The following is an 18,735-nucleotide window of genomic DNA, read 5'->3' as shown; positions in this document are numbered from 1 at the left end:
TCTCGTTTCCTTCCCGCTCAGCCCGTGAGCCGGGTCAGCCGGGACTTCATCTCGGCGCGTTCCAGCGAGCCGGGCGGCACCAGCGTCACCGTGGCCCTGACCGACAGCCGGGTCCGGATCGCGGTCTCGATCTCCCGGCCGAGCTGCTCGGTGTCCCCGGCCGCGTCGCCCCACTCGGCCTCGACCCGCAGCGGCGGGTCGACCCGCGGGCCGTGCTCGGGCAGCACGATCTGCACGGCGCCGGTGGTGCGCGGGTGCAGCGCGACGACGAGGTCGCGCACCGCGGACGGGAAGACGTTGACGCCGAGCACGATCAGCATGTCGTCGGTCCGGCCGATGCAGCGGATCAGCGGGGCGTCGTCGGCCGCCCGGCCGGTGACGACCACCCGGTCCCGGGTGCGGAAGCGCACGAGCGGGCAGCACTCGCGGTCCACCGAGGTGTAGACGAGCTCGCCCTGGGCGCCGGGTTCGGCGCCCACCGGCTCGCCGGACTCCGGGTCGATCAGCTCGGCGACCACGTGCCGGCCGCCGGTGAAGCGCATCCCACCGCTGCCGGGCTGCTCGGCGAACAGCACCGGGGCCATGTCGGCGTTGCCGAGACCCTCGGTGACCGGGGCGCCCCACTCCTGCTCGACCTGCCTGCGGAACGCGGGTTCCCCGCCGCCGGGCTCGCCTCCGACGAAGATCTTCCGCAGCCCGAACTCGCGCGGGTCGCGGCCGGCCGCCCTCAGGTACTCGGCCAGGTAGCGGGCGTAGGACGGCGTCGAGTGCAGCGCCGTGACTCCGAGCGACTCCAGCGCCAGCACCGCCTTCTCCGACGCCCCGGTCCCGATCGGGACCATCGTGCTGCCGATGCGTTCCAGCGCGTCGCGGATCGGGAGGCCGCCGACGAACAGGGTGAGCCCGGCGCCGTGCAGGACGACGTCGTCGCGGGTGGCCCCCATGGTGCGGAACGCCCGTGCGACCAGCTCGGTCCAGGCGCCCGCGTCGCGCCGGGTCACCCCGACCCAGCTGGGGCGTCCGGTCGTGCCGGTGGAGGCGTGCACCCGCACGACCTCCGACATCGCGACGCCGGCGTGCCGGCCCAGCGGCGGCTGCGCGGCCTGGGAGTCGCGCAGCATCTGCTTGCCGGTGAAGGGGAACCGGGCCAGGTCGGCGAGCGAGCCGAACGCCGACGCGTCGATCCCGTGCTCGGCGAACAGGTCGGCGTAGAACGGTGAGCGGGCGGGCAGGCCCTCGAGCTGGGCCCGCAACAGGTCGGTGACGGCCTCGGCGTCGGCGGACGCGACGAACCCGGGCACGGGTGCAGGGGACACGGTGGCTCCTCGGATCGCGGCGGGCGTCAGACGTCGTGGACGATCACGCCGCGGATGGTGCGGCCGGCGGTCATGTCGGCGTAGCCCCGGTCGATCTCGTCCAGCCGGTACCGGCGGGTGATCAGCTCGTCGAGCTTGAGGTCGCCGGCCCGGTAGAGGCCGAGCAGGCGGGGGATGTCGTACAGCGGGTTGCAGCCGCCGAACAGAGCGCCACGGATCTGGCGCTGGTAGCTGATCATCATCCCGGCGTGCACGTCGACGGTGTTCTCGCCGAGCCGCCCGACCGCGGTCAGGGTGACCCTGCCGCCCTTGCCGACGACCGCGACGGCGTCGTTCACGATCTCCGGGGTGAGCACGCCCGGGGTGCAGATCGCGTGGTCGGCGAGCTGGCCCCAGGTGGTCTCGACGACGAACTCGTGCGCGCTCGCCGCGTCGGCGAAGGTGTGCGTCGCCCCGAACATCTCGGCGGACTCACGCTTGAACGTGACCGGATCGACGACGACCACGTTCTTCGCGCCGGCGTAGCGAGCGCCCTGCACGGCGTTCGAGCCGACCCCGCCCGCGCCGTAGATCACCACGGTCTCCCCCGCCCGGACGCCGGCGGCGTACACCGCGGAGCCCCAGCCGGTGGGGACGCCGCAGCCGACCAGCGCGCCGATCTCGAACGGGATGTCCTCGGGCAGCGGGACGCACGCCCACTCCGACACCACCGCGTACTGCGAGAACGTGCCGAGCGTGCAGAAGCCGCCGAAGTCCACGCGGTCGTCGCCGGTGCCCTCGTGGAACCGGAACGACCCGTCGAGGAACATCCCGGTGCCGGCGTTGAGGCCCTTCACGCACATGTTCTGGTGCCCGGTCGAGCAGGGACGGCAGGCACCGCAGGCGGGGATGTAGGAGCAGACGATCCGGTCGCCGGGGCGGACCCGGCGCACGTCCGGGCCGACCGACTCGACGATCCCGGCGCCCTCGTGGCCACCGACGACCGGGAACCGCACGGGCGCGTCGCCCGCGGTGATGTGGTCGTCGGAGTGGCAGAGGCCGGCGGCGTGGAACCGGACCCGCACCTCGTGCGCGCGGGGCGGTTCGAGCCGCAGGTCGGTCAGCTCCCAGCCGGTGTGCGGGCCGCGGGCCACCGCCGCCCGGGTGGTGATGACACCGGAGTCCGTGGTGGACGGTCCGGCCGTCGTCTCTGCTGTGCTCACTGCAGGGCCCCCTCCGGTCGCGCCGCGACGTGCGGCAGCACCTCCGCCCCGATCAGGGCGATGTGGTCGAGATCGGCGATGTCGTAGACGTGCAGGTAGACGGTGTCCGCGCCGGCCTGCGCCAGCCGTCCGATCCGGTCGGTGACCTGCTCCGGAGACCCGATGGCGGCGTTGTCGCGCATGAGGTCGGACCCGATGACCGCGCCGCGGCGGGCGACCTGCGCCGGGTCGGCGCCGCAGGCCACCGGCAGTACCGCGGAGCGGCGTGCGGTCGCCGGGTCCCGGCCAATCGCCTCGCACGCGCGGTCGAACACTGCGTAGCGCTCGGCCAGGTCGCCGCCGAGGGCACCGTTGAACTCGTCGGCGAAGCGGGCGGCGATCGCCGGGGTGCGCCGCGGACCGGACCCGCCGACGATCACCGGTGGGTACGGGTCCTGTGCCGGCTGCGGCGGGGTGTGGTTGTCCGCGATCCGGTGGTGGCTGCCCTCGTGCGAGAACGACGTGCCGTCCCGGGCGGCCCGCCACAGGCCGGTGACGACCGTCAGCTGCTCCTCCAGCCGGTCGAACCGGTCGCGGGTCGGCGGGAACGGGATCCCGAACGCGGCGTGCTCGCGCTCGTACCAGCCGGTGCCCAGTCCCAGCTCGACCCGGCCGCCGCTCATCTCGTCGACGGAGGCGACGATCGTCGCGAGCAGGCCGGCCTCGCGGAACGTGGCGGCGCCGACCAGGGCGCCGAGCCGGACCCGGCGGGTCTCGCGGGCCAGCCCGCCGAGCGTCGTCCAGCAGTCGGTGGGGCGGTAGGTGCGGTCGTGCGGGTCGACGCCCATCAGATGGTCGGAGCGGAAGAACGCGTCGAACCCGGCAGCCTCGGTCGCCCGGGCCAGCGCGAGGATCTCGTCGTAGCGGGCGCCGTGGCGGGGTTCCATCAGCACCCGCATCCGCACGTCACCCACGGATCGACACCGTCTTCACCTGCGTGTGCTCCAGCACGGCGTCGGCGCCCATGGTGCGGCCGAAGCCGCTGCGCCGGTACCCGCCGAACGGCCCGCCGATCACCCCGGCTCCGAGGGCGGCGTTGACCGCGACCTGCCCGGCGGCCAGCCCGCGCGACATCCGCACGGCGCGGCCGACGTCGCGGGTCCAGACCGACGCGACCAGCCCGTAGTCGGTGCCGTTCGCGACGGCGAGGGCCTGCGCCTCGTCGTCCACCGCGAGCACCGACAGGACCGGGCCGAAGATCTCCTCGCGGGCGATCGTCATGCCGGGATCGACGTCGTCGAACAGCGTCGGTTCGACGAAGAACCCGCGGTCCAGGCCGTTCCCGGTCGGTGTGCCGCCGCCGGTGACCAGCCGGGCGCCCTCCTCGCGTCCGGTGCGGACGTAGCCGAGCACCCGGTCCCGCTGCCGGGCGTTGATCAGCGGGCCCATCCGGGCGCGTTCGTGCCAGGGGCCGACGGTGACCGCCGCCATCTCGGCGGCGAGCCGTTCCACCACCTCGGCGCGGATCGACCGGTCCACCACGACCCGGGACCCGGCGGCGCAGATCTGTCCGGTGTTGAGCGTGATGCCCGCGACGATCGCCGGGATCGCCCGGTCCAGGTCGGCGTCGGGGAACACCACCTGCGGGGACTTGCCGCCCAGCTCCAGGTGCAGCGGGACCAGCCGGCGTGCGCAGGTCGCCATCACCGCGGACCCGGTCTCCGGGGAGCCGGTGAACCCGACCCGGGCGACGTCGGGGTGCGCGGGCAGCGCGGCGCCGGCCTCGTGGCCGTAGCCGGTGACGACGTTGACCACCCCCGGCGGGATCCCCGCCTCGCGGGCGAGCCGGGCCAGTGCGAGCGGGGTCAGCGGGGCGTCCTCGGCCGGTTTGACGACGACGGTGTTGCCCGCGGCGATCGCGGCGCCGGTGTCGTTGGCGAACATCGGGCCCGGGGCGTTCCACGGGATGATCGAGGCGACGACGCCGTAGGGCTCGCGCAGGGTGAGCCCCAGGACGTCCGAGGTGTGCGTGGGCAGCGAGAGCCCCTGCACCTTGTCGGCCTGCCCGGCCAGGAAGGTGAGCATCCGGGCCATCGGCGGCGGGCCCCAGTGCGGCCGCCCCACCTCGCGGGACTCCAGCCGGTCCAGCTCGTCGGCGTGCCGCTCGACCAGCTCGGCCCAGCGCAGCAGCAGCCGCCCGCGCTCGGTGGCACTGGTGTCGCGCCAGGCCGGGAACGCCTCCCGGGCGGCCGCGACGGCGGCGTCGACGTCGGCGGCGGTGCCGCGCGGCACCCGGCCGACGACCTCGCCGGTGGCGGGGTCGAGCACGTCGATCGTGCGGCCGTCGGCGGCGGGCACCCAGGCGTCGCCGATCAGGTGGGTGGCCCCGGCGGGCGGTGCGGTGCCGGTACCGGCGTCCGTGCCGGTTGTCGTGTCGGTCGTCATGGTCACCGCCTCAGTGCTCGTGGACGATCACGCCGCGGACGTTCCGGCCGTCCGCCATGTCCGCGTAGCCCTGGTTGACCTCCTCCAGGCGGTACCGCCTGGTGATCAGCTCGTCCAGCTTCAGATCGCCGGAGCGGTACAGGTCGAGCAGCCGGGGCACGTCGTGCAGCGGGTTGCAGGCGCCGAAGATCGCGCCCTGCACCCGGCGCTGGTAGCCGATCAGCATCCCGGACGGCGCCCGGACCGAGCCGTTGCCGACCGCGGTGACGGTGACCTGGCCGGACTTCCCGATGATCGCCAGCGCGCGGCCGATCACCTCGTCGTGCAGCACGCCGACGGTGATGATCGCGTGGTCGGCGAGCTCGCCCCAGGTGGTCTCGACGACGAACCGATGGGCCTCCTCGGCGTCGGCGAAGGTGTGGGTGGCACCGAACACCTTCGCCATGTCCCGCTTGAACGGCACCGGGTCGACGACCACCACGGTGCGGGCACCGGCGAGCCGGGCCCCCTGCACCGCGTTCGCGCCGACCCCGCCGCAGCCGTAGACGACGACCGTCTGCCCGGCACGGACCCCGGCGGCGTGCACCGCCGAGCCCCAGCCGGTCGGGACGCCGCAGCCGACCAGGGAGGCGACGTCGAACGGGATGTCGTCGGCGATCGGGATGCAGGAGAACTCGGAGACCACCGCGTACTGGGAGAACGTGCCGAGCACGCAGAGTCCGCCGAGGTCCTCGCCGTCGAGGTGGAACCGGAACGTCCCGTCCGGGAACTCACCGGTGGCGGCGTTCTTCCCGGCGTCGCACAGGTTCTGCCGGCCGGTGGAGCAGTACCGGCAGGAGCCGCAGGCCGGGATGAAGGAGCACACGACGTGGTCCCCGACCTGCACCCGGGTGACACCGGGACCGACCGCCTCGACCACCCCGGCACCCTCGTGCCCGCCGACGACGGGCATCCGCATCCGGGCGTCGCCCTTCTGGATGTGGTCGTCGGAGTGGCAGAGCCCCGCCGCGTGGAACCGGATGCGGACCTCGTTGGCGCGCGGGTCGTCCAGCTCGACGTCGGTGGTCTCCCACGGCGTCCCCGGTTCGCGGCAGATCGCGGCTCGGGTCGTCATACCCATGTCGGCTCCTCTGTATGGGAACGGATACGGCCGCCTCGGCGGAGGTCCGGGGCCCGGCCCGGAAGGGGATGTGGGCCGGGTCACCGGCTCGTGACCTCACGATGCCGCCCTCCCGGCGGGTGCCGGGAGGGCGCTTTCACGTCGTGGAAGGACGGTCCACACGAGCCCCGGCCAGCCAACGCTCGGCGTCGATCGCCGCGGCGCAGCCCGACCCGGCGGCGGTGACCGCCTGCCGGTAGTGCCGGTCCACCAGGTCGCCGCAGGCGAAGACCCCGTCGACGGCGGTCCGGGTGGTCCCGTCGAGCGTGCGGACGTAGCCGTCGGGGTCCAGGTCGAGCCGGTCGGCGACCAGCCCGCTGCGCGGGTCGTGGCCGATCGCGACGAACACCCCGGCGACGTCCAGCCCGGACTCGGAGCCGTCCCGGACGTCGCGCAGGCGCAGCCCACCGACCGCGCCGTCGCCGGTCACCGCGACGACCTCGCGACGGGTCGCCCAGCGGATCGCCGGGTTCGCCCGTGCCCGCTCCAGCATGATCCGCGACGCCCGGAAGGTGTCCCGGCGGTGCACGACCGTGACGCTGCGGGCGAACCGGGTGAGGAACTGCGCCTCCTCCATCGCGGAGTCCCCGCCACCGACGACGGCGACGTCCCGGTCCCGGAAGAAGAACCCGTCGCAGGTCGCGCAGGACGAGACCCCGCGTCCGAGCAGCTCCTGCTCCCCCGGCACGCCGAGGTAGCGCGGCGCGGCGCCCATCGCGAGCACCACCGCACGGGCCCGGTGCACCTCCCCGTCGGTCACGATCTCCGTGACCGGGCCGTCCAGCCGGATCTCCCCGACGTCGCGGGGCCGCAGGTCGGCGCCGAACCGCTCGGCCTGCGCCCGCATCCGTCCCATCAGGCCGGGCCCGTCGACGCCGTCGGGGAAGCCGGGGTAGTTCTCCACGTCGGTGGTGGTCATCAGGGCGCCGCCGTGGCTGGAACCCTCGAACACCAGCGGGGCCAGCCGGGCCCGGGCGGCGTAGACCGCCGCGGTGTACCCGGCCGGGCCGGACCCGACGACGACGAGATCGTGTACCGGGTCGTTCACGGCGACGCCGGCTGGTCGCTGAGCCACACGTCGGCGAGCCGGCGGCCCTGGTGGATCGGCACCGGGAACAGGTCCTGGGTCCGCGAGGAGAAGATCGTGTAGTCGAACTTCTGGATCGGGAACAGGCCCTGCACGATCTCGGTCTCCATCCGCCTCTGCATGGCGCGGTGCAGCTCGCGCCGCTCGGCGTCGTCGGTGGTGGTCCGGGTCCGGGCGTAGCCCTCGACCAGCTCCCGGTCGTCGACGAGCGCGTAGTTCTCGATGTAGCCCGGCATGAAGTCGCGCCAGGTCTGGTCGGGCAGGTGCACGGTCCGGAGTGCCTTCGTCATGGCGAACTCGTGGGTGCGCCGGCGTTCGATCCCGGTCCCGGGGTCGACGGTCTCGATCGTGACGTCGATCCCGACCTCGGCCAGGTCGGCCTGCATCCACTGGGCCTCGCGGACGTCCTCGTCGTCGACCCGCTGGACGAGCAGCGTGGTCGCGAAGCCGTCCGGGACGCCCGCCTCGGCGAGGAGCCGGCGGGCCTGCTCGGGGTCGAACGGGCGGATCTCGCGTACCTCGTCCTCGGACAGCGCGGCGTCGGAGATGTCGGGACGCAGGATGGAGGTGAGGTTGAACGAGCCGCGGATGGTCTCCCCCATCCCCTCCCAGTCGATCGCGAGGGACACCGCGCGGCGCACCCGCACGTCGTCGAACGGCTCCACGCGCGGGTTGAGGTAGAAGCTCACCGGCGCGCCCGGTGTCTCGACCACGGTGTGGTCGCCGTCGCGGAACTCGTCGGCCACGGTGACGTCGCTGGTGGTGCCGACGTCGAGGCGGCCGCTCCGCAGGGCCGCGGTGGTCGCCGCCGTGTCGTTGATGACCGGTCGCCGGACCTCGTCGAGGTACGGACGGTCGGGGACGTGGTAGTCGGGATTGCGCCGGAGCACCCACTCGACGTCCGGGGTGTGCTCGGCGAGCAGGAACGGCCCGGTGCCGATCGCCACCGTGTCCAGGTCGTAGCGCCCCTCGATCCCTTCCCGGGGAACGATCAGGAAGGTGTGGTAGGCCACGTACTCCAGCAGCGGGGCGAAGGGCCGGTCCAGGGTCAGGACGACGGTGTGCTCGTCCGGCGCCTGCACGGTCCGCACCGCCTCGAGCATGTAGGCCTGCAGGCCGCGCTCCTTCATCGCGGTGATCGTCGCGACGACGTCGTCGGCGACGAAGGGCCGGCCGTTCACCGGCTCGACGTCGTGCCAGGTGACGTCCCGGCGCAGGCGGAAGGTGTAGGTCAGACCGTCCTCGGAGACCTCCCACGACTCGGCCAGGTCGCCCTCCAGCTCCATCTCCGTGACGTCGGGTCCGGTGCGCCAGTCGAGCAGCTTCCCGTAGACCGAGCCGGAGATCAGCCCGGTGGCGCTCGGGTCGGAGCTCTCGAGCGGGTTCAGGTCGGTGGACACCTCGGCCGGCAGCTGCCACACCAGCGAGCCGCCGGGACGCGGGTCCCCGACCGGCTCGTCGCTGCCGCCACCGCCACCGGCCCCGCACGACGACAGCACGAGCGCTGCGGCCAGCAGCAGCGCCGCGGCGCGACCCCGTCTCACACCGTCTCCCGGTCGAGCTCGCCGGTCACGTCCAGCCCGACCAGCGGCACCGGGCCGGCGAGGTCGGCGGCCGCCGCCGGGACGTAGGCGAAGTTCTTCGCCCGGGCCCCGCCGTCGACGACGAAGTCCTGGCCGGTGATCAGCCGGGCCTGGTCGGAGCACATCCAGGCGACGCAGTGCCCGATGTCGGTCGGGGTGCCGGTGGTGCCCATCGGCACCATGGGCACCCGGTCGCCGCTCCAGCGGGCGGGCCGCCGCCACGGCTCGTCGCCGGTGCCGCCGCCGATCCCGTTCCGCGGCCGGTCCATGACCGACTTCCCGTCCGGTCCGGTCAGCGCCGGGTTGTCCGGGGTCGGCGCGGTCGGGGTGAAGGAGTTGACCCGGATCCCGTAGGGGGCGAGGTCCATCGCCGCGGCCCGCACGAAGTTGTTCACCCCGCCCTTGTGGAAGGCGTAGGCGATCACCCCGGCCGAGCCGGACCAGCCGTTCGACGACGAGACCAGCACGATCGAGCCACGGGTGCCGCGCTCGGCCATGTGCCGTCCGACCGCCCGGGTGTTGAGGAAGCTGCCCAGCCCGGCGACCCGCACGGCGCGGTCGAAGAACTCGGCGCTCTCGTCGAGCACCCCCTTGCCGCCGAGCAGGGCGGCGTTGTTGACCAGGATGTCGATCCCGCCCAGCTCGCCGACGACCCGTTCGACGTAGCCCGCCACCTGGTCCTCGTCGGTGACGTCACCGGGGACCGCGATGGCCCGGCCACCGTTGCGCTCGATCCGCTCGACGGCGGCGGCCGCCGCGTCCGGGTCGATGTCGTTGCAGGCCACGGTCGCGCCGTAGCGCGCGAGCGCCAGGCCGATCCCGCCGCCGATGTTCGGACCGGCTCCGGTGACCAGGGCCACCTTCCCGTCGAGTGAGATGTCCACTGTGCACGCTCCTAGTCGGGTCGTCGGTCGGTGGGATCGGTGGCGTCGAGCTCCTCCGCCGCCCGGGCGAGGCCGGGGGCGAGGCGGGCCGGCGGGCGGGGCCGCCACCACCGCCGGGACTCGGCGAAGGTGGCGTGCTGCAGGCGCGGGTCCAGGTGGTCGCGCAGCGCGTCGCCGAGCAGGTTGAGGCTGAAGACGGCCAGCGAGAGCAGCACCGCGGGCACGACGATCAGCCACGGCGCGCGCTCCACGTACCGGACGCCCTCGGAGAGCATCAGCCCCCAGGACGGGGTCGGCGGCGGCGCGCCGATGCCGAGGAAGCTCAGCGCCGACTCGGCGATGACGACCCCGGCGAAGATCAGGCTGGCCAGGGTGAACACCGGGGCGACGATGTTCGGCAGGACGTGCCGGAGCAGGATCCGGCCGGTCCCGGCACCGGTGGCCCGGGCCGCCTCGACGTAGCGCTCCTCGCGCACCCGCAGCGTCTCGCCGCGGGCGATCCGGTTGAACGACGGTGTGATCACCACGGTCAGCGCGATGATCGTGTTGCGCACCGAGGGCCCGAGGATCACCGCGATGAACAGCAGCAGCACGATGCCGGGGATCGCCTGGACGGCGTCCATCACCCGTTGCAGGACGATGTCGACGCCCCGGCCCGCGTAGCCGGAGACCACCCCGATCGTGGTGCCCAGAACCAGGCTGACCGCGGTGGTCACCACCCCGATCAGCAACGAGGTCCGTGCGCCGTGCAGCGAACGGCTCAGCACGTCCCGGCCGAGGTCGTCGGTGCCGAGCAGGAACCGGGCGGACGGGCCGTCGAGGATGTCGCGGCGGAACTGTTCCAGCGGGTCGTACGGCGCCACCAGCGGGGCCAGCAGCCCGGCCAGCACGAACAGCGTCAGTACCGTCAGCGCGATCCCGCCGAGGGGCTGGGCGCGGACGAACCGGGCGACGGCGCCGGGGACGGCGCGCAGCCGCGCGGGGGTGGCCGGCGCGCTCACGAGAGTGCCCTTCCGGTCCGGATCCGCGGGTCGACCAGCGCGTAGAGCAGGTCGATCACGATGATCGTCACCACGAACAGCCCCGCGTAGAAGATCGTGCAGGCGACGACCACCGGGTAGTCGCGCTCCAGCACCGCGGAGTAGATGAGCTGCCCGGTCCCCGGGATCCCGAACATCTGCTCCAGGATCACGGTGCCACCGAGCACCGTCGCCAGCTCCAGGCCGAGCAGCGTGAGCACCGCGATGGTGGAGTTCCGGGCGGCGTGCTTGCCGACGACGGTGCGCTCCCGCGCGCCCTTCGCACGGACCGTGCGCACGTAGTCCGACCCCAGCGACTCCAGCAACGACGACCGCGCCATCCGCGCGGTCCCCGCCATCCCGGCGGTGCCCAGCGCGATCACCGGGATCGCCATCTGCTGGATCCAGTTCACCGGGTCCTCGGTCAGCGGCCGGTAGGCCAGCGGTGGCGACCAGTTGAGCCAGACCGCGCACGCGGTCAGCGCCAGCAGCGCGACGACGAAGTTGGGCACCGACAGGAACGCGACCGCGAAGCTCCGCACGGCGGCGTCCAGCGCGGAGCCGCGGGTGACCGCGGCCAGCACACCCAGGGTGATGCCGGCGACGGTCGCGAACAGCATCGCCAGCAGGCCGAGTGAGACGGTGACCGGCACCCGTTCCAGGAACAGCCCGGTCACCGGTGCGCCGCCGCCGTAGAACGACCGGCCGAGATCGCCGCGTGCGACACCGGCGAGCCAGTTCCCCAGCTGCGTCCAGACCGGCACGTCGAGGCCGAACTCGGCGCGCAGCGCCGCGACCTGCTCCGGGCTCGCGCCGGACTCGGCGAGCTGCATCGTCACCGCGTCGCCGGGGACCAGCCGCACGAGCACGAACACCAGGGCGGTCACCAGCGCCATCACCACACCGCCGTAGGCGAGCCTGCGCAGGACGTAGCGGGTCACGGTCGCACCGCCCCGGACGTCCGTGCCCCGGCCAGCAGGCAGGCGACGTCGCGGTCGGCGACGACCCTGCGCAGCGCGGGCCGTTCCTCGCGGCAGCCGGCCTCGGCCTGCGGGCAGCGGGTGTGGAACCGGCACCCCGGCGGCGGGTCGATCGGGCTGGGCACCTCGCCGACCGGCGTGACCTCCTGGGCCGGTCCGGCGGTGGCCAGGTCCGGCACGGCGGACACGAGCATCCGGGTGTAGGGGTGCTGCGGGTCCCGCAGCACCGCGTCGCCGTCCCCGCGTTCCACGATCTCGCCGAGGTACATCACGCAGACCTCGTCGGACATGTAGCGGACGACGTTCAGGTCGTGGGCGATGAACAGGTAGGACAGCCCGCGCTCGGCCTGCAGGCCGCGGAGCAGGTTGAGCACCTGGGCCTGCACCGAGACGTCCAGCGCGGAGACCGCCTCGTCGCACACGATGAGGTCCGGGTCGGTGGCGAGCGCGCGGGCGATCCCGATCCGCTGGGCCTGACCGCCGGAGAACTGGTGGGCGTACCGGTTCAGGTCGCGGGCACCCAGCCCGACCCGTTCGAGCAGCTCGACGACCCGGTCGGCGAGCGCGGCCCCACGGGCCATCCGGTGCACCACGAGCGGCTCCCCGACCGCCTGCAGGACGGTCATCCGGGGGTTCAGCGAGCCGTTCGGGTCCTGGAAGACGATCTGCATCCGGCGACGCAGCCGGCGCAGCGCCGCGCCCGAGGCGGCGCCGAGATCGTCGCCGTCGAACGACAGCGTCCCCGAGGTCGGTTCGAGCAGCCGCAGCGCGAGCCGGGCCACCGTGGACTTGCCCGAACCCGACTCGCCGACCAGGCCGACCGTGCGACCGCGCGGGATGCTCAGCGACACGCCGTTGACGGCCTGCACGACCCCGCGCCGGCTCCGGAAGTGCTTGACCAGGTCGTGGGCCTCGAACAGCGCCGGCCCGTTCACCGGGCACCCGCCGTGGTGCCCGCGGGACCGCACCCGATCCGGTCGGCGTCCCCGGCCAGCCAGCACCGGCTGATCCGGCCCTCCCCCGTCCGGACCACCGGTGGCACCTCGGTGCGGCACCGCTGCACCGCCTGCGGGCAGCGCGGATGGAACCGGCAGCCGTCCGGCACGTCGGCCGGGTTCGGCACGCTCCCCGGGATCACCGTCAGCAGCTCGTCCCGTCCGGTGTGGACGGTCGGGACGGAGCCGATCAGCGCCCGGGTGTAGGGATGGGTGGGCGTGCTCAGCACCTCGGCGACGGTGCCCCGCTCGACGACCTGGCCCGCGTACATCACCACCACCCGGTCGGCCATCCGGGCCACCACCGACATGTCGTGCGTGATGAGCAGCAGTGCCGCGCCGTGCTCGCGTTGCAGCCGTCGCATCAGGGCCAGGATCTGCGCCTCGACGGTCACGTCCAGCGCGGTCGTCGGCTCGTCGGCGATCAGCAGCTCCGGGTCGCAGGCCAGCGCCATCGCCACCCCGACCCGCTGTTGCTGACCGCCCGACAGCTCGTGCGGGTAGGACCGCATCCGGCGCTCCGGGTCCGGCAGCCCCACCTCGCGGAGCAGCTCGACGGCGCGCTCCCGGGCCTGCGCCCGGCCGACCGGCCGGTGCACCCGGATCGCCTCGACGACCTGGTCACCGACGCTGAACAGCGGGTCCAGCGCGCTCATCGGGTTCTGGAACACCATCGCGATCTCGGCGCCGCGCAGCCGGCGCAACCGCTCGGAGCCGGCTCCGGCGATCTCCTCGCCCCGGAACGACACCGACCCGCCCGCGATCCGGCCCCTGCCGAGCAGCCCGAGCACCGCCAGCGAGCTGACGCTCTTGCCCGATCCGGACTCCCCGACCAGCGCGACCGTCTCGCCCGGCCCGACGTCGAACGAGACGCCGTCGACCACCCCGAGCGCACCGGCCGCCGTCGGGAACTCGACACGCAGGTCCCGCACGTCCAGCACCGGGTTCACGCCGCGGCCCCGCCGACGTGCACCGGGTGCGTGGTGCGCGACCACCCGCCGAAACCGAACGGCCGCACCACCAGCGACATCCCGGCGTTGCGGGCGCCGGTGACCACGATCGGCAGGTGCTCCGGCTCCGGCACCATCGGGAACGGGGCGTCGTCCGGGGCGTCCCCGGCCGCGCGGCCCTTCCCGGCGGCCCGCAGGTCGGCGGCGGTCCGCACGGCGTGCTCGCTGATCCAGGCGGCGACGTCGGCCTTGCCGAACCCGCCGTCGGCCAGCAGCGTGGCGTGCTCGACGCCGAGCAGCAGGCCCGCCGACGACCGTCCGCCGACCACCGTGCCGGTCCGGGCCACCGTGTCCGCGATGTCGCGGAGCAGGTCCTCCGGGTCGGTGGAGTCCCGGTTGTCGACGAACTCGCAGGTCCGGATCAGCATCGCCGAGACCGACCCGGCGCCGGGCGCGGCGCCGAGCTCCACCGAGAGCGGCTCCCAGGGGCTCTCCTCCTCGTTCTCCCCCACGCACACCGCGAACCGGCCGGGCAGCCCCTGGGTGGCCTGGTCCAGCTCGTGCGGGCGGATGCCGAGCACGTTGCGCACGGTCAGCCCGATCGCGCGGGCGATCGTCGCGTTCGCCCGGAAGCCGGGCCCCACCGAGCCGCCCGCCGAGTTGATCCCCAGCTCGGCCCGGACGTCGCCGTTCACCACGATCAGCGGGGCCGGGCCGCTGGTGCTCTGCCAGCCGCCGCCGGTGACGACCCGCTGGGCCATCAGCGCGTCCCACGCGGCCAGCACGACGGGCAGGTACTCCGGTCGGCAGCCGGCCATCGCGGCGTTCACCGCGACCCGCTCGACGGTGCACTCCCGGCCCAGGCTCCCGGCGTGCGCGACCACCTCGCCCGGATCGCGCGGGGTCGCCGCGAGGAACTCGTCGCGGGTCGCCGCGGTCACCGGGACGACCGGCAGCCCGTCGGTCCAGCCCTGGTCGTAGGCGTGCTCGACCGCGGCCCGGGCGATGTCCACCGGATCGACGGAGGTCGCGGCGCTCACCGGGCACCCGCCCCGGGGTGGTCCGCGCCGTTCCCGGGCGGGCCGGCCGGTCCCACCGGCGCGCGCAGCAGCCGGACCAGCCCGGGCAGCACCTCGCCGGCCCGGGCCGCGATGCCGGCGACGTCCAGCGAGGCGACCGGGTGCGGCACGACCGCGTAGTCGTAGCCGGGGCTGCCGCGCAGCCCGGCCATCGCGTCCGCGGTCGTCCGGAAGGCCTCGCTGACCAGCACGGCGGCCGGGACCCCGGCCGCCTCGAGCGCGATGCCGTCGGTGACGGCGGACGCGCTGCACGACCCGCAGTCGCCGACCCCGACCAGCACCACGTCGCACCGCTCGACCAGGTCGGCGAGGACCTCCGGTGCGACCGGGTCGTTGATGTGCGGCTTGACGTGCCGGGCGGCGGGCACCGTGCCGTGCTGCCGTGCGCACCGCTCCGCGACGGCGTCGAGCAGCTCCGCCGCGTTGCGCTTGGTGTTGAGCAGCAAGCCGAGCCGCAGCCCCGCCAGGTCCGCCGGGCGCGGAGCGAGCGCCGCGCCCGCCGGGGCGACCGGATCGGCTGCCCCGGTCGGATCGATCATGGTCTCGAACATGGCGGGTCCCGTCGTCGGAACTGAGGGTCACCGGCACGCTAGGAAGCCCGTCACCGGACCCGCCAGACCACCTTCCACCAGGTAAAAGGGTGCTGCCCGCCGCGCGACGGATGACGTAGCGGCCACGGGTCGTTCGCGCGTTACCCCCGTCCCGCGGCGCTGCCTACCGTCGGAGCCCATGACGTCGCACGACCGACCTTCCGTCCAGGTGATCAGCGCGCACTCCGGGGACTTCGTGTGGCGGGCGGGCGGGGCACTCGCGCTCTACGCCGAGCGCGGCCACGACGTGCGCATCGTCTGCCTGAGCTACGGCGAGCGCGGCGAGTCCCCCGGCCTGTGGCGACGGCCCGGGATGACCGTCGACGCCGCGAAGGCCGCCCGGCGCGACGAGGCGGAGGCCGCCGCCGCCGCGCTCGGCGCGAGCGTCACCTTCCTCGACCTCGGCGACTATCCCCTGCGGATCGACGACGACGCGCTGACGCGGATCGTCGCGGAGATGCGGGACGCGGCGCCGGAGGTGCTGCTCACCCACGTCGCCCACGACCCGTACAACCGCGACCACGACGCCGCCCACGAGGCGACCCTGCTGGCCCGCCAGGTCGCGCAGGCCGCCGGGCACGATCCCTCCACGCCGCCGATCGGTGCGCCGCAGGTGCTGCAGTTCGAACCGCACCAGCCCGAGCAGTGCGGCTTCGTGCCGAACCTGCTGCTCGACATCACCCCGGTGTTCGAACGCAAGCGCAAGGCCATGGAGTGCATGGGCGCGCAGTCGCACCTGGTGCAGTACTACACCGACCTCGGGCTGCGCCGCGGCGTGCAGGCCGTCCGCAACGGCGGTGACCGGTCGATCGTGCAGGCCGAGGCCTACCAGCGGGTCTTCCCGGTCGTCGGGGACGTGCTGCGGTGAGCGGGCACGTGATCGTCCGGACCCGGCGCGGCCCGGATCCCGGCGTGCTGGCCGAGCTGGCCCGGCACGGCGTCGCGACGGTGCACGAGGCGCACGGTCGCCGCGGCCTGCTCGCCCCGGAGATCCGGCCGGTCCAGCGCGGGGCGCGGATCGCGGGCCGCGCGGTCACCGTGCTGTCGCACCCCGGCGACAACCTCATGATCCACGCCTGCATCGAGCAGTGCGGGCCGGGCGACGTGCTCGTCGTCGCCACCACCTCGCGCTCCACCGACGGCATGTTCGGCGAGCTGTTCGCGACCCAGCTGCGGTACCGCGGGGTGCTCGGGCTGGTCAGCGACGCCGGCGTCCGCGACGTCGCCGAGCTGGCCGCGATGGGCTTCCCCGCCTGGTCGCGGGCCGTGCACGCGCAGGGCACCGCGAAGGCCGTACCCGGCTCGGTGAACGTGCCGGTCGTCGTCGCCGGGCAGCGGATCGACCCCGGCGACGCGGTGGTCGCCGACGACGACGGCGTGCTCTGCGTTCCCCGCGCCGAGGCGGCCGCCGTCGCCGCGGCCGCCACCACCCGCGCCGCGGACGAGGAGGACAAACGCCGCCGGTTCGCCGACGGCGTCCTCGGCCTGGACCACTACGACCTGCGCCCCACCCTGGAACGGCTGGGCGTGCGCTACCTCGACGACCCCGAGGGAGACCGGACATGAGCACCGTCGTCCTGCTGCACGGAGCCTGGCACGGCGGATGGGCGTGGCAACGGGTGGTCCCCGGGCTGCGCGCCGCCGGCCACGACGTGCACACCCCCACGCTCACCGGCCTCAGCGACCGGGCCCACCTGCTCACCCCGCAGGTGGGGCTGTCCACTCACGTCCAGGACGTCGTCGCGCTGCTGGAGGCCCACGACGCCCGCGACGTCGTGCTGGTCGGGCACAGCTACGCGGGCCAGGTCGTGACCGGGGTCGCCGACCGTGTCCCGGACCGGGTGGCCCGCCGGGTGTACCTCGACGCCTTCGTCGGCGACGACGGCGACGCCGCGATCGACCTGCTCCCCCCGACCGTCGCCGGGCACTACCGGGAGTCGGTGGCCGGGCCCGGGTTCGGCTGGCTGGTCCCGGTCCGCCCGCTGGAGCGGCTCGGCGTCACCGAGCAGGCCGACCTGGACTGGCTCACCCCGCGGCTCACCCCGCACCCGTGGCTCACCTACACCGAGCCGCTGCGGCTGACCGGGAAGGGCGACGACGTGCCCGCGACGTTCGTCGAGTGCACCGACTGGATGCGGGTCTTCCGGGAGCACGCCGGGCGGGCCGCCGGACGCGGCTGGCCGGTGCACGGCATCGCCACCGGCCACGAGGCGATGGTGACCGCGCCCGGCGAGCTCACCACGCTGCTGCTCGAGGAGACCCGCTGATGGAGTTCCTGGTCCGCACCGAGAACCGGCTCCCGGTCGACACCCCGGCCGCCACCCGCGACGAGCTGAGGGCCGGCGAGCGTGCCCGCGCCGTCGAGCTGCGCGAGGCCGGGATCCTCAAGCGGCTGTGGCGGGTCCCCGGGCGGAACGCGACCGTCGGGCTGTACGAGGCCGAGGACCCCGCGGCGCTGCACGACGCGCTGGCGTCGCTGCCGATGTTCCCGTGGATGGACGTGACCGTCGAGGCGCTGGCCACGCACCCGCAGGAGCGCTGACCCCGCAGGCCCGGAGGAGGACGGGGGTCAGGGGAAGACGACGGTGCGGTTGCCCGACACCGCGATCCGGTGCTCGCTGTGCCACCGCACCGCCCGGGCCAGGGCGAGCCGCTCGGCCTCCCGGCCACGGGCGGCGAGTTGCTCGGGGCTCAGCGAGTGGTCGACGCGCAGCAGCTCCTGCTCGATGATCGGGCCCTCGTCGAGGTCCGCGGTCACGTAGTGCGCGGTGGCCCCGATGAACTTCACCCCGCGCTCGTGCGCCTGGTGGTAGGGCCGCGCCCCCTTGAAGCTGGGCAGCATCGAGTGGTGGATGTTGATCGCCCGCCCCCGCAGGGCCGTGCACGCGTCGTCGGACAGGATCTGCATGTAGCGGGCCAGCACGACCAGCTCGACGCCCTGGTCGTGGACCAGGTCGAGCAGCTCCGCCTCGGCGGCCGGCTTGGTCTCCCGGGTGACCGGGATGTGCCGGAACGGCACCCCGAACCCCTCGGCCAGCGGCCCGAGGTCGGGATGGTTCGACACCACCGCGACGACGTCGAGCGCCAGCTCACCGGTCGAGTTCCGGAACAGCAGGTCGTTGAGGCAGTGCGCGAACCGGCTGACCATGATCACGGTGCGCGGGCGGTGCCCGGTGTCGGCGAGGCTCCAGGTCATCCCGAAGGGCGCGGCGAGCGTCGCGACACCGGCACCGAGCCGGTCCAGGTCGGGACGGTCGCCGTCCACCCGGGCGAACTCGACCCGCAGGTAGAAGGTGCCGGTGGTGGCGCTACCGAACTGGTGGCTCTCCACGACGGTGCAGCCCTCGTCGGCGAGCAGGCCGGTCACGGCGTGCACGATGCCGGGGGCGTCCGGGCAGCTGAGCAGCAGGACCGCGCGTGGTCCCCGCGCCGAGCCGGTCACGACGCGACCCGCGGCCCGGTCGGCG

Annotated in this window: 19 protein-coding genes; 4 read left to right on the top strand and 15 right to left on the bottom strand. The window is 74.3% G+C overall.

From position 1 onward, the window contains the following. Window positions 1–17: 17 nt before the first annotated feature. The 14 genes from KPL57_RS41740 to KPL57_RS41675 all read right to left on the bottom strand — a co-directional run bounded on the left by KPL57_RS41740 (window position 18) and on the right by KPL57_RS41675 (window position 15,229). Window positions 18–1,316 carry a phenylacetate--CoA ligase family protein gene (locus tag KPL57_RS41740; protein ID WP_226355922.1) on the bottom strand — a complete coding sequence of 433 codons (1,299 nt, stop codon included), beginning with the start codon at window positions 1,314–1,316 and terminating at the stop codon, window positions 18–20. Window positions 1,317–1,342: 26 nt separating this feature from the next. Further along, window positions 1,343–2,467 (bottom strand): NDMA-dependent alcohol dehydrogenase, encoded by a 1,125-nt coding sequence (locus KPL57_RS41735; RefSeq protein ID WP_226356694.1) that lies wholly within the window; start codon window positions 2,465–2,467, stop codon window positions 1,343–1,345. A 47-nt stretch (window positions 2,468–2,514) separates the two neighbouring features. Continuing rightward, window positions 2,515–3,462 carry a TIGR03560 family F420-dependent LLM class oxidoreductase gene (locus tag KPL57_RS41730; RefSeq protein WP_226356693.1) on the bottom strand — a complete coding sequence of 316 codons (948 nt, stop codon included), beginning with the start codon at window positions 3,460–3,462 and terminating at the stop codon, window positions 2,515–2,517. Window position 3,463: 1 nt separating this feature from the next. Further along, a complete protein-coding gene (locus KPL57_RS41725; RefSeq protein ID WP_226355921.1) occupies window positions 3,464–4,942 on the bottom strand; it encodes an aldehyde dehydrogenase in 1,479 nt (492 codons plus the stop codon). Window positions 4,943–4,952: 10 nt separating this feature from the next. Beyond that, window positions 4,953–6,062 carry an NDMA-dependent alcohol dehydrogenase gene (locus KPL57_RS41720; protein ID WP_226355920.1) on the bottom strand — a complete coding sequence of 370 codons (1,110 nt, stop codon included), beginning with the start codon at window positions 6,060–6,062 and terminating at the stop codon, window positions 4,953–4,955. A gap of 136 nt (window positions 6,063–6,198) precedes the next feature. After that, complete coding sequence (gene trxB / locus KPL57_RS41715) at window positions 6,199–7,149, bottom strand: thioredoxin-disulfide reductase (RefSeq protein ID WP_226355919.1); 951 nt, start codon at window positions 7,147–7,149, stop codon at window positions 6,199–6,201. Then, window positions 7,146–8,732: an ABC transporter substrate-binding protein gene (locus KPL57_RS41710; protein WP_226355918.1), complete on the bottom strand. Its 1,587-nt coding sequence runs from the start codon at window positions 8,730–8,732 to the stop codon at window positions 7,146–7,148. The genes trxB and KPL57_RS41710 overlap by 4 nt, the downstream gene beginning before the upstream one ends. Beyond that, a complete protein-coding gene (locus KPL57_RS41705; RefSeq protein ID WP_226355917.1) occupies window positions 8,729–9,655 on the bottom strand; it encodes an SDR family NAD(P)-dependent oxidoreductase in 927 nt (308 codons plus the stop codon). Before KPL57_RS41705 ends, KPL57_RS41710 begins: the two co-directional genes overlap by 4 nt. An 11-nt stretch (window positions 9,656–9,666) precedes the next feature. After that, window positions 9,667–10,656 (bottom strand): ABC transporter permease, encoded by a 990-nt coding sequence (locus KPL57_RS41700; RefSeq protein WP_226355916.1) that lies wholly within the window; start codon window positions 10,654–10,656, stop codon window positions 9,667–9,669. Next, on the bottom strand, window positions 10,653–11,615 hold the full coding sequence (locus tag KPL57_RS41695) for an ABC transporter permease (protein WP_226355915.1): 963 nt from the start codon (window positions 11,613–11,615) through the stop codon (window positions 10,653–10,655). The genes KPL57_RS41700 and KPL57_RS41695 overlap by 4 nt, the downstream gene beginning before the upstream one ends. Continuing rightward, the gene (locus KPL57_RS41690; protein ID WP_226355914.1) at window positions 11,612–12,589 is read right to left on the bottom strand and encodes an ABC transporter ATP-binding protein; all 978 of its coding nucleotides are present in this window, start codon (window positions 12,587–12,589) and stop codon (window positions 11,612–11,614) included. The genes KPL57_RS41695 and KPL57_RS41690 overlap by 4 nt, the downstream gene beginning before the upstream one ends. Continuing rightward, window positions 12,586–13,590: an ABC transporter ATP-binding protein gene (locus KPL57_RS41685; protein WP_226355913.1), complete on the bottom strand. Its 1,005-nt coding sequence runs from the start codon at window positions 13,588–13,590 to the stop codon at window positions 12,586–12,588. Before KPL57_RS41685 ends, KPL57_RS41690 begins: the two co-directional genes overlap by 4 nt. A 5-nt stretch (window positions 13,591–13,595) precedes the next feature. Beyond that, the gene (locus KPL57_RS41680; RefSeq protein ID WP_226355912.1) at window positions 13,596–14,639 is read right to left on the bottom strand and encodes a hypothetical protein; all 1,044 of its coding nucleotides are present in this window, start codon (window positions 14,637–14,639) and stop codon (window positions 13,596–13,598) included. Further along, window positions 14,636–15,229, bottom strand: coding sequence for a UGSC family (seleno)protein (locus KPL57_RS41675; protein ID WP_226355911.1), 594 nt, complete (start codon window positions 15,227–15,229; stop codon window positions 14,636–14,638). Before KPL57_RS41675 ends, KPL57_RS41680 begins: the two co-directional genes overlap by 4 nt. A gap of 178 nt (window positions 15,230–15,407) precedes the next feature. Here KPL57_RS41675 and KPL57_RS41670 point away from each other — a divergent pair, with 178 nt between their 5' ends. From KPL57_RS41670 to KPL57_RS41655, 4 genes are read left to right on the top strand one after another with little or no spacing between them, the layout of a single operon-like run. Continuing rightward, window positions 15,408–16,136 (top strand): PIG-L deacetylase family protein, encoded by a 729-nt coding sequence (locus KPL57_RS41670; protein ID WP_226355910.1) that lies wholly within the window; start codon window positions 15,408–15,410, stop codon window positions 16,134–16,136. Beyond that, the gene (locus tag KPL57_RS41665) at window positions 16,133–16,834 is read left to right on the top strand and encodes a 4-carboxy-4-hydroxy-2-oxoadipate aldolase/oxaloacetate decarboxylase (protein WP_226355909.1); all 702 of its coding nucleotides are present in this window, start codon (window positions 16,133–16,135) and stop codon (window positions 16,832–16,834) included. Before KPL57_RS41670 ends, KPL57_RS41665 begins: the two co-directional genes overlap by 4 nt. Beyond that, window positions 16,831–17,535, top strand: a complete 705-nt coding sequence (locus tag KPL57_RS41660) for an alpha/beta fold hydrolase (RefSeq protein WP_226355908.1) — start codon at window positions 16,831–16,833, stop codon at window positions 17,533–17,535. The genes KPL57_RS41665 and KPL57_RS41660 overlap by 4 nt, the downstream gene beginning before the upstream one ends. Further along, window positions 17,535–17,810 carry a muconolactone Delta-isomerase family protein gene (locus KPL57_RS41655; RefSeq protein ID WP_062401312.1) on the top strand — a complete coding sequence of 92 codons (276 nt, stop codon included), beginning with the start codon at window positions 17,535–17,537 and terminating at the stop codon, window positions 17,808–17,810. Before KPL57_RS41660 ends, KPL57_RS41655 begins: the two co-directional genes overlap by 1 nt. Window positions 17,811–17,837: 27 nt before the next feature. On the opposite strand, the gene purU is transcribed toward KPL57_RS41655, so the two are convergent. Beyond that, on the bottom strand, window positions 17,838–18,710 hold the full coding sequence (gene purU / locus KPL57_RS41650; protein WP_226355907.1) for a formyltetrahydrofolate deformylase: 873 nt from the start codon (window positions 18,708–18,710) through the stop codon (window positions 17,838–17,840). Window positions 18,711–18,735: the final 25 nt, after the last annotated feature.

This window comes from Pseudonocardia sp. ICBG601 (genome assembly GCF_020496245.1).
Note: the sequence above shows the minus strand (reverse complement) of the source record. Positions and strands in the feature narration are given on the sequence as shown.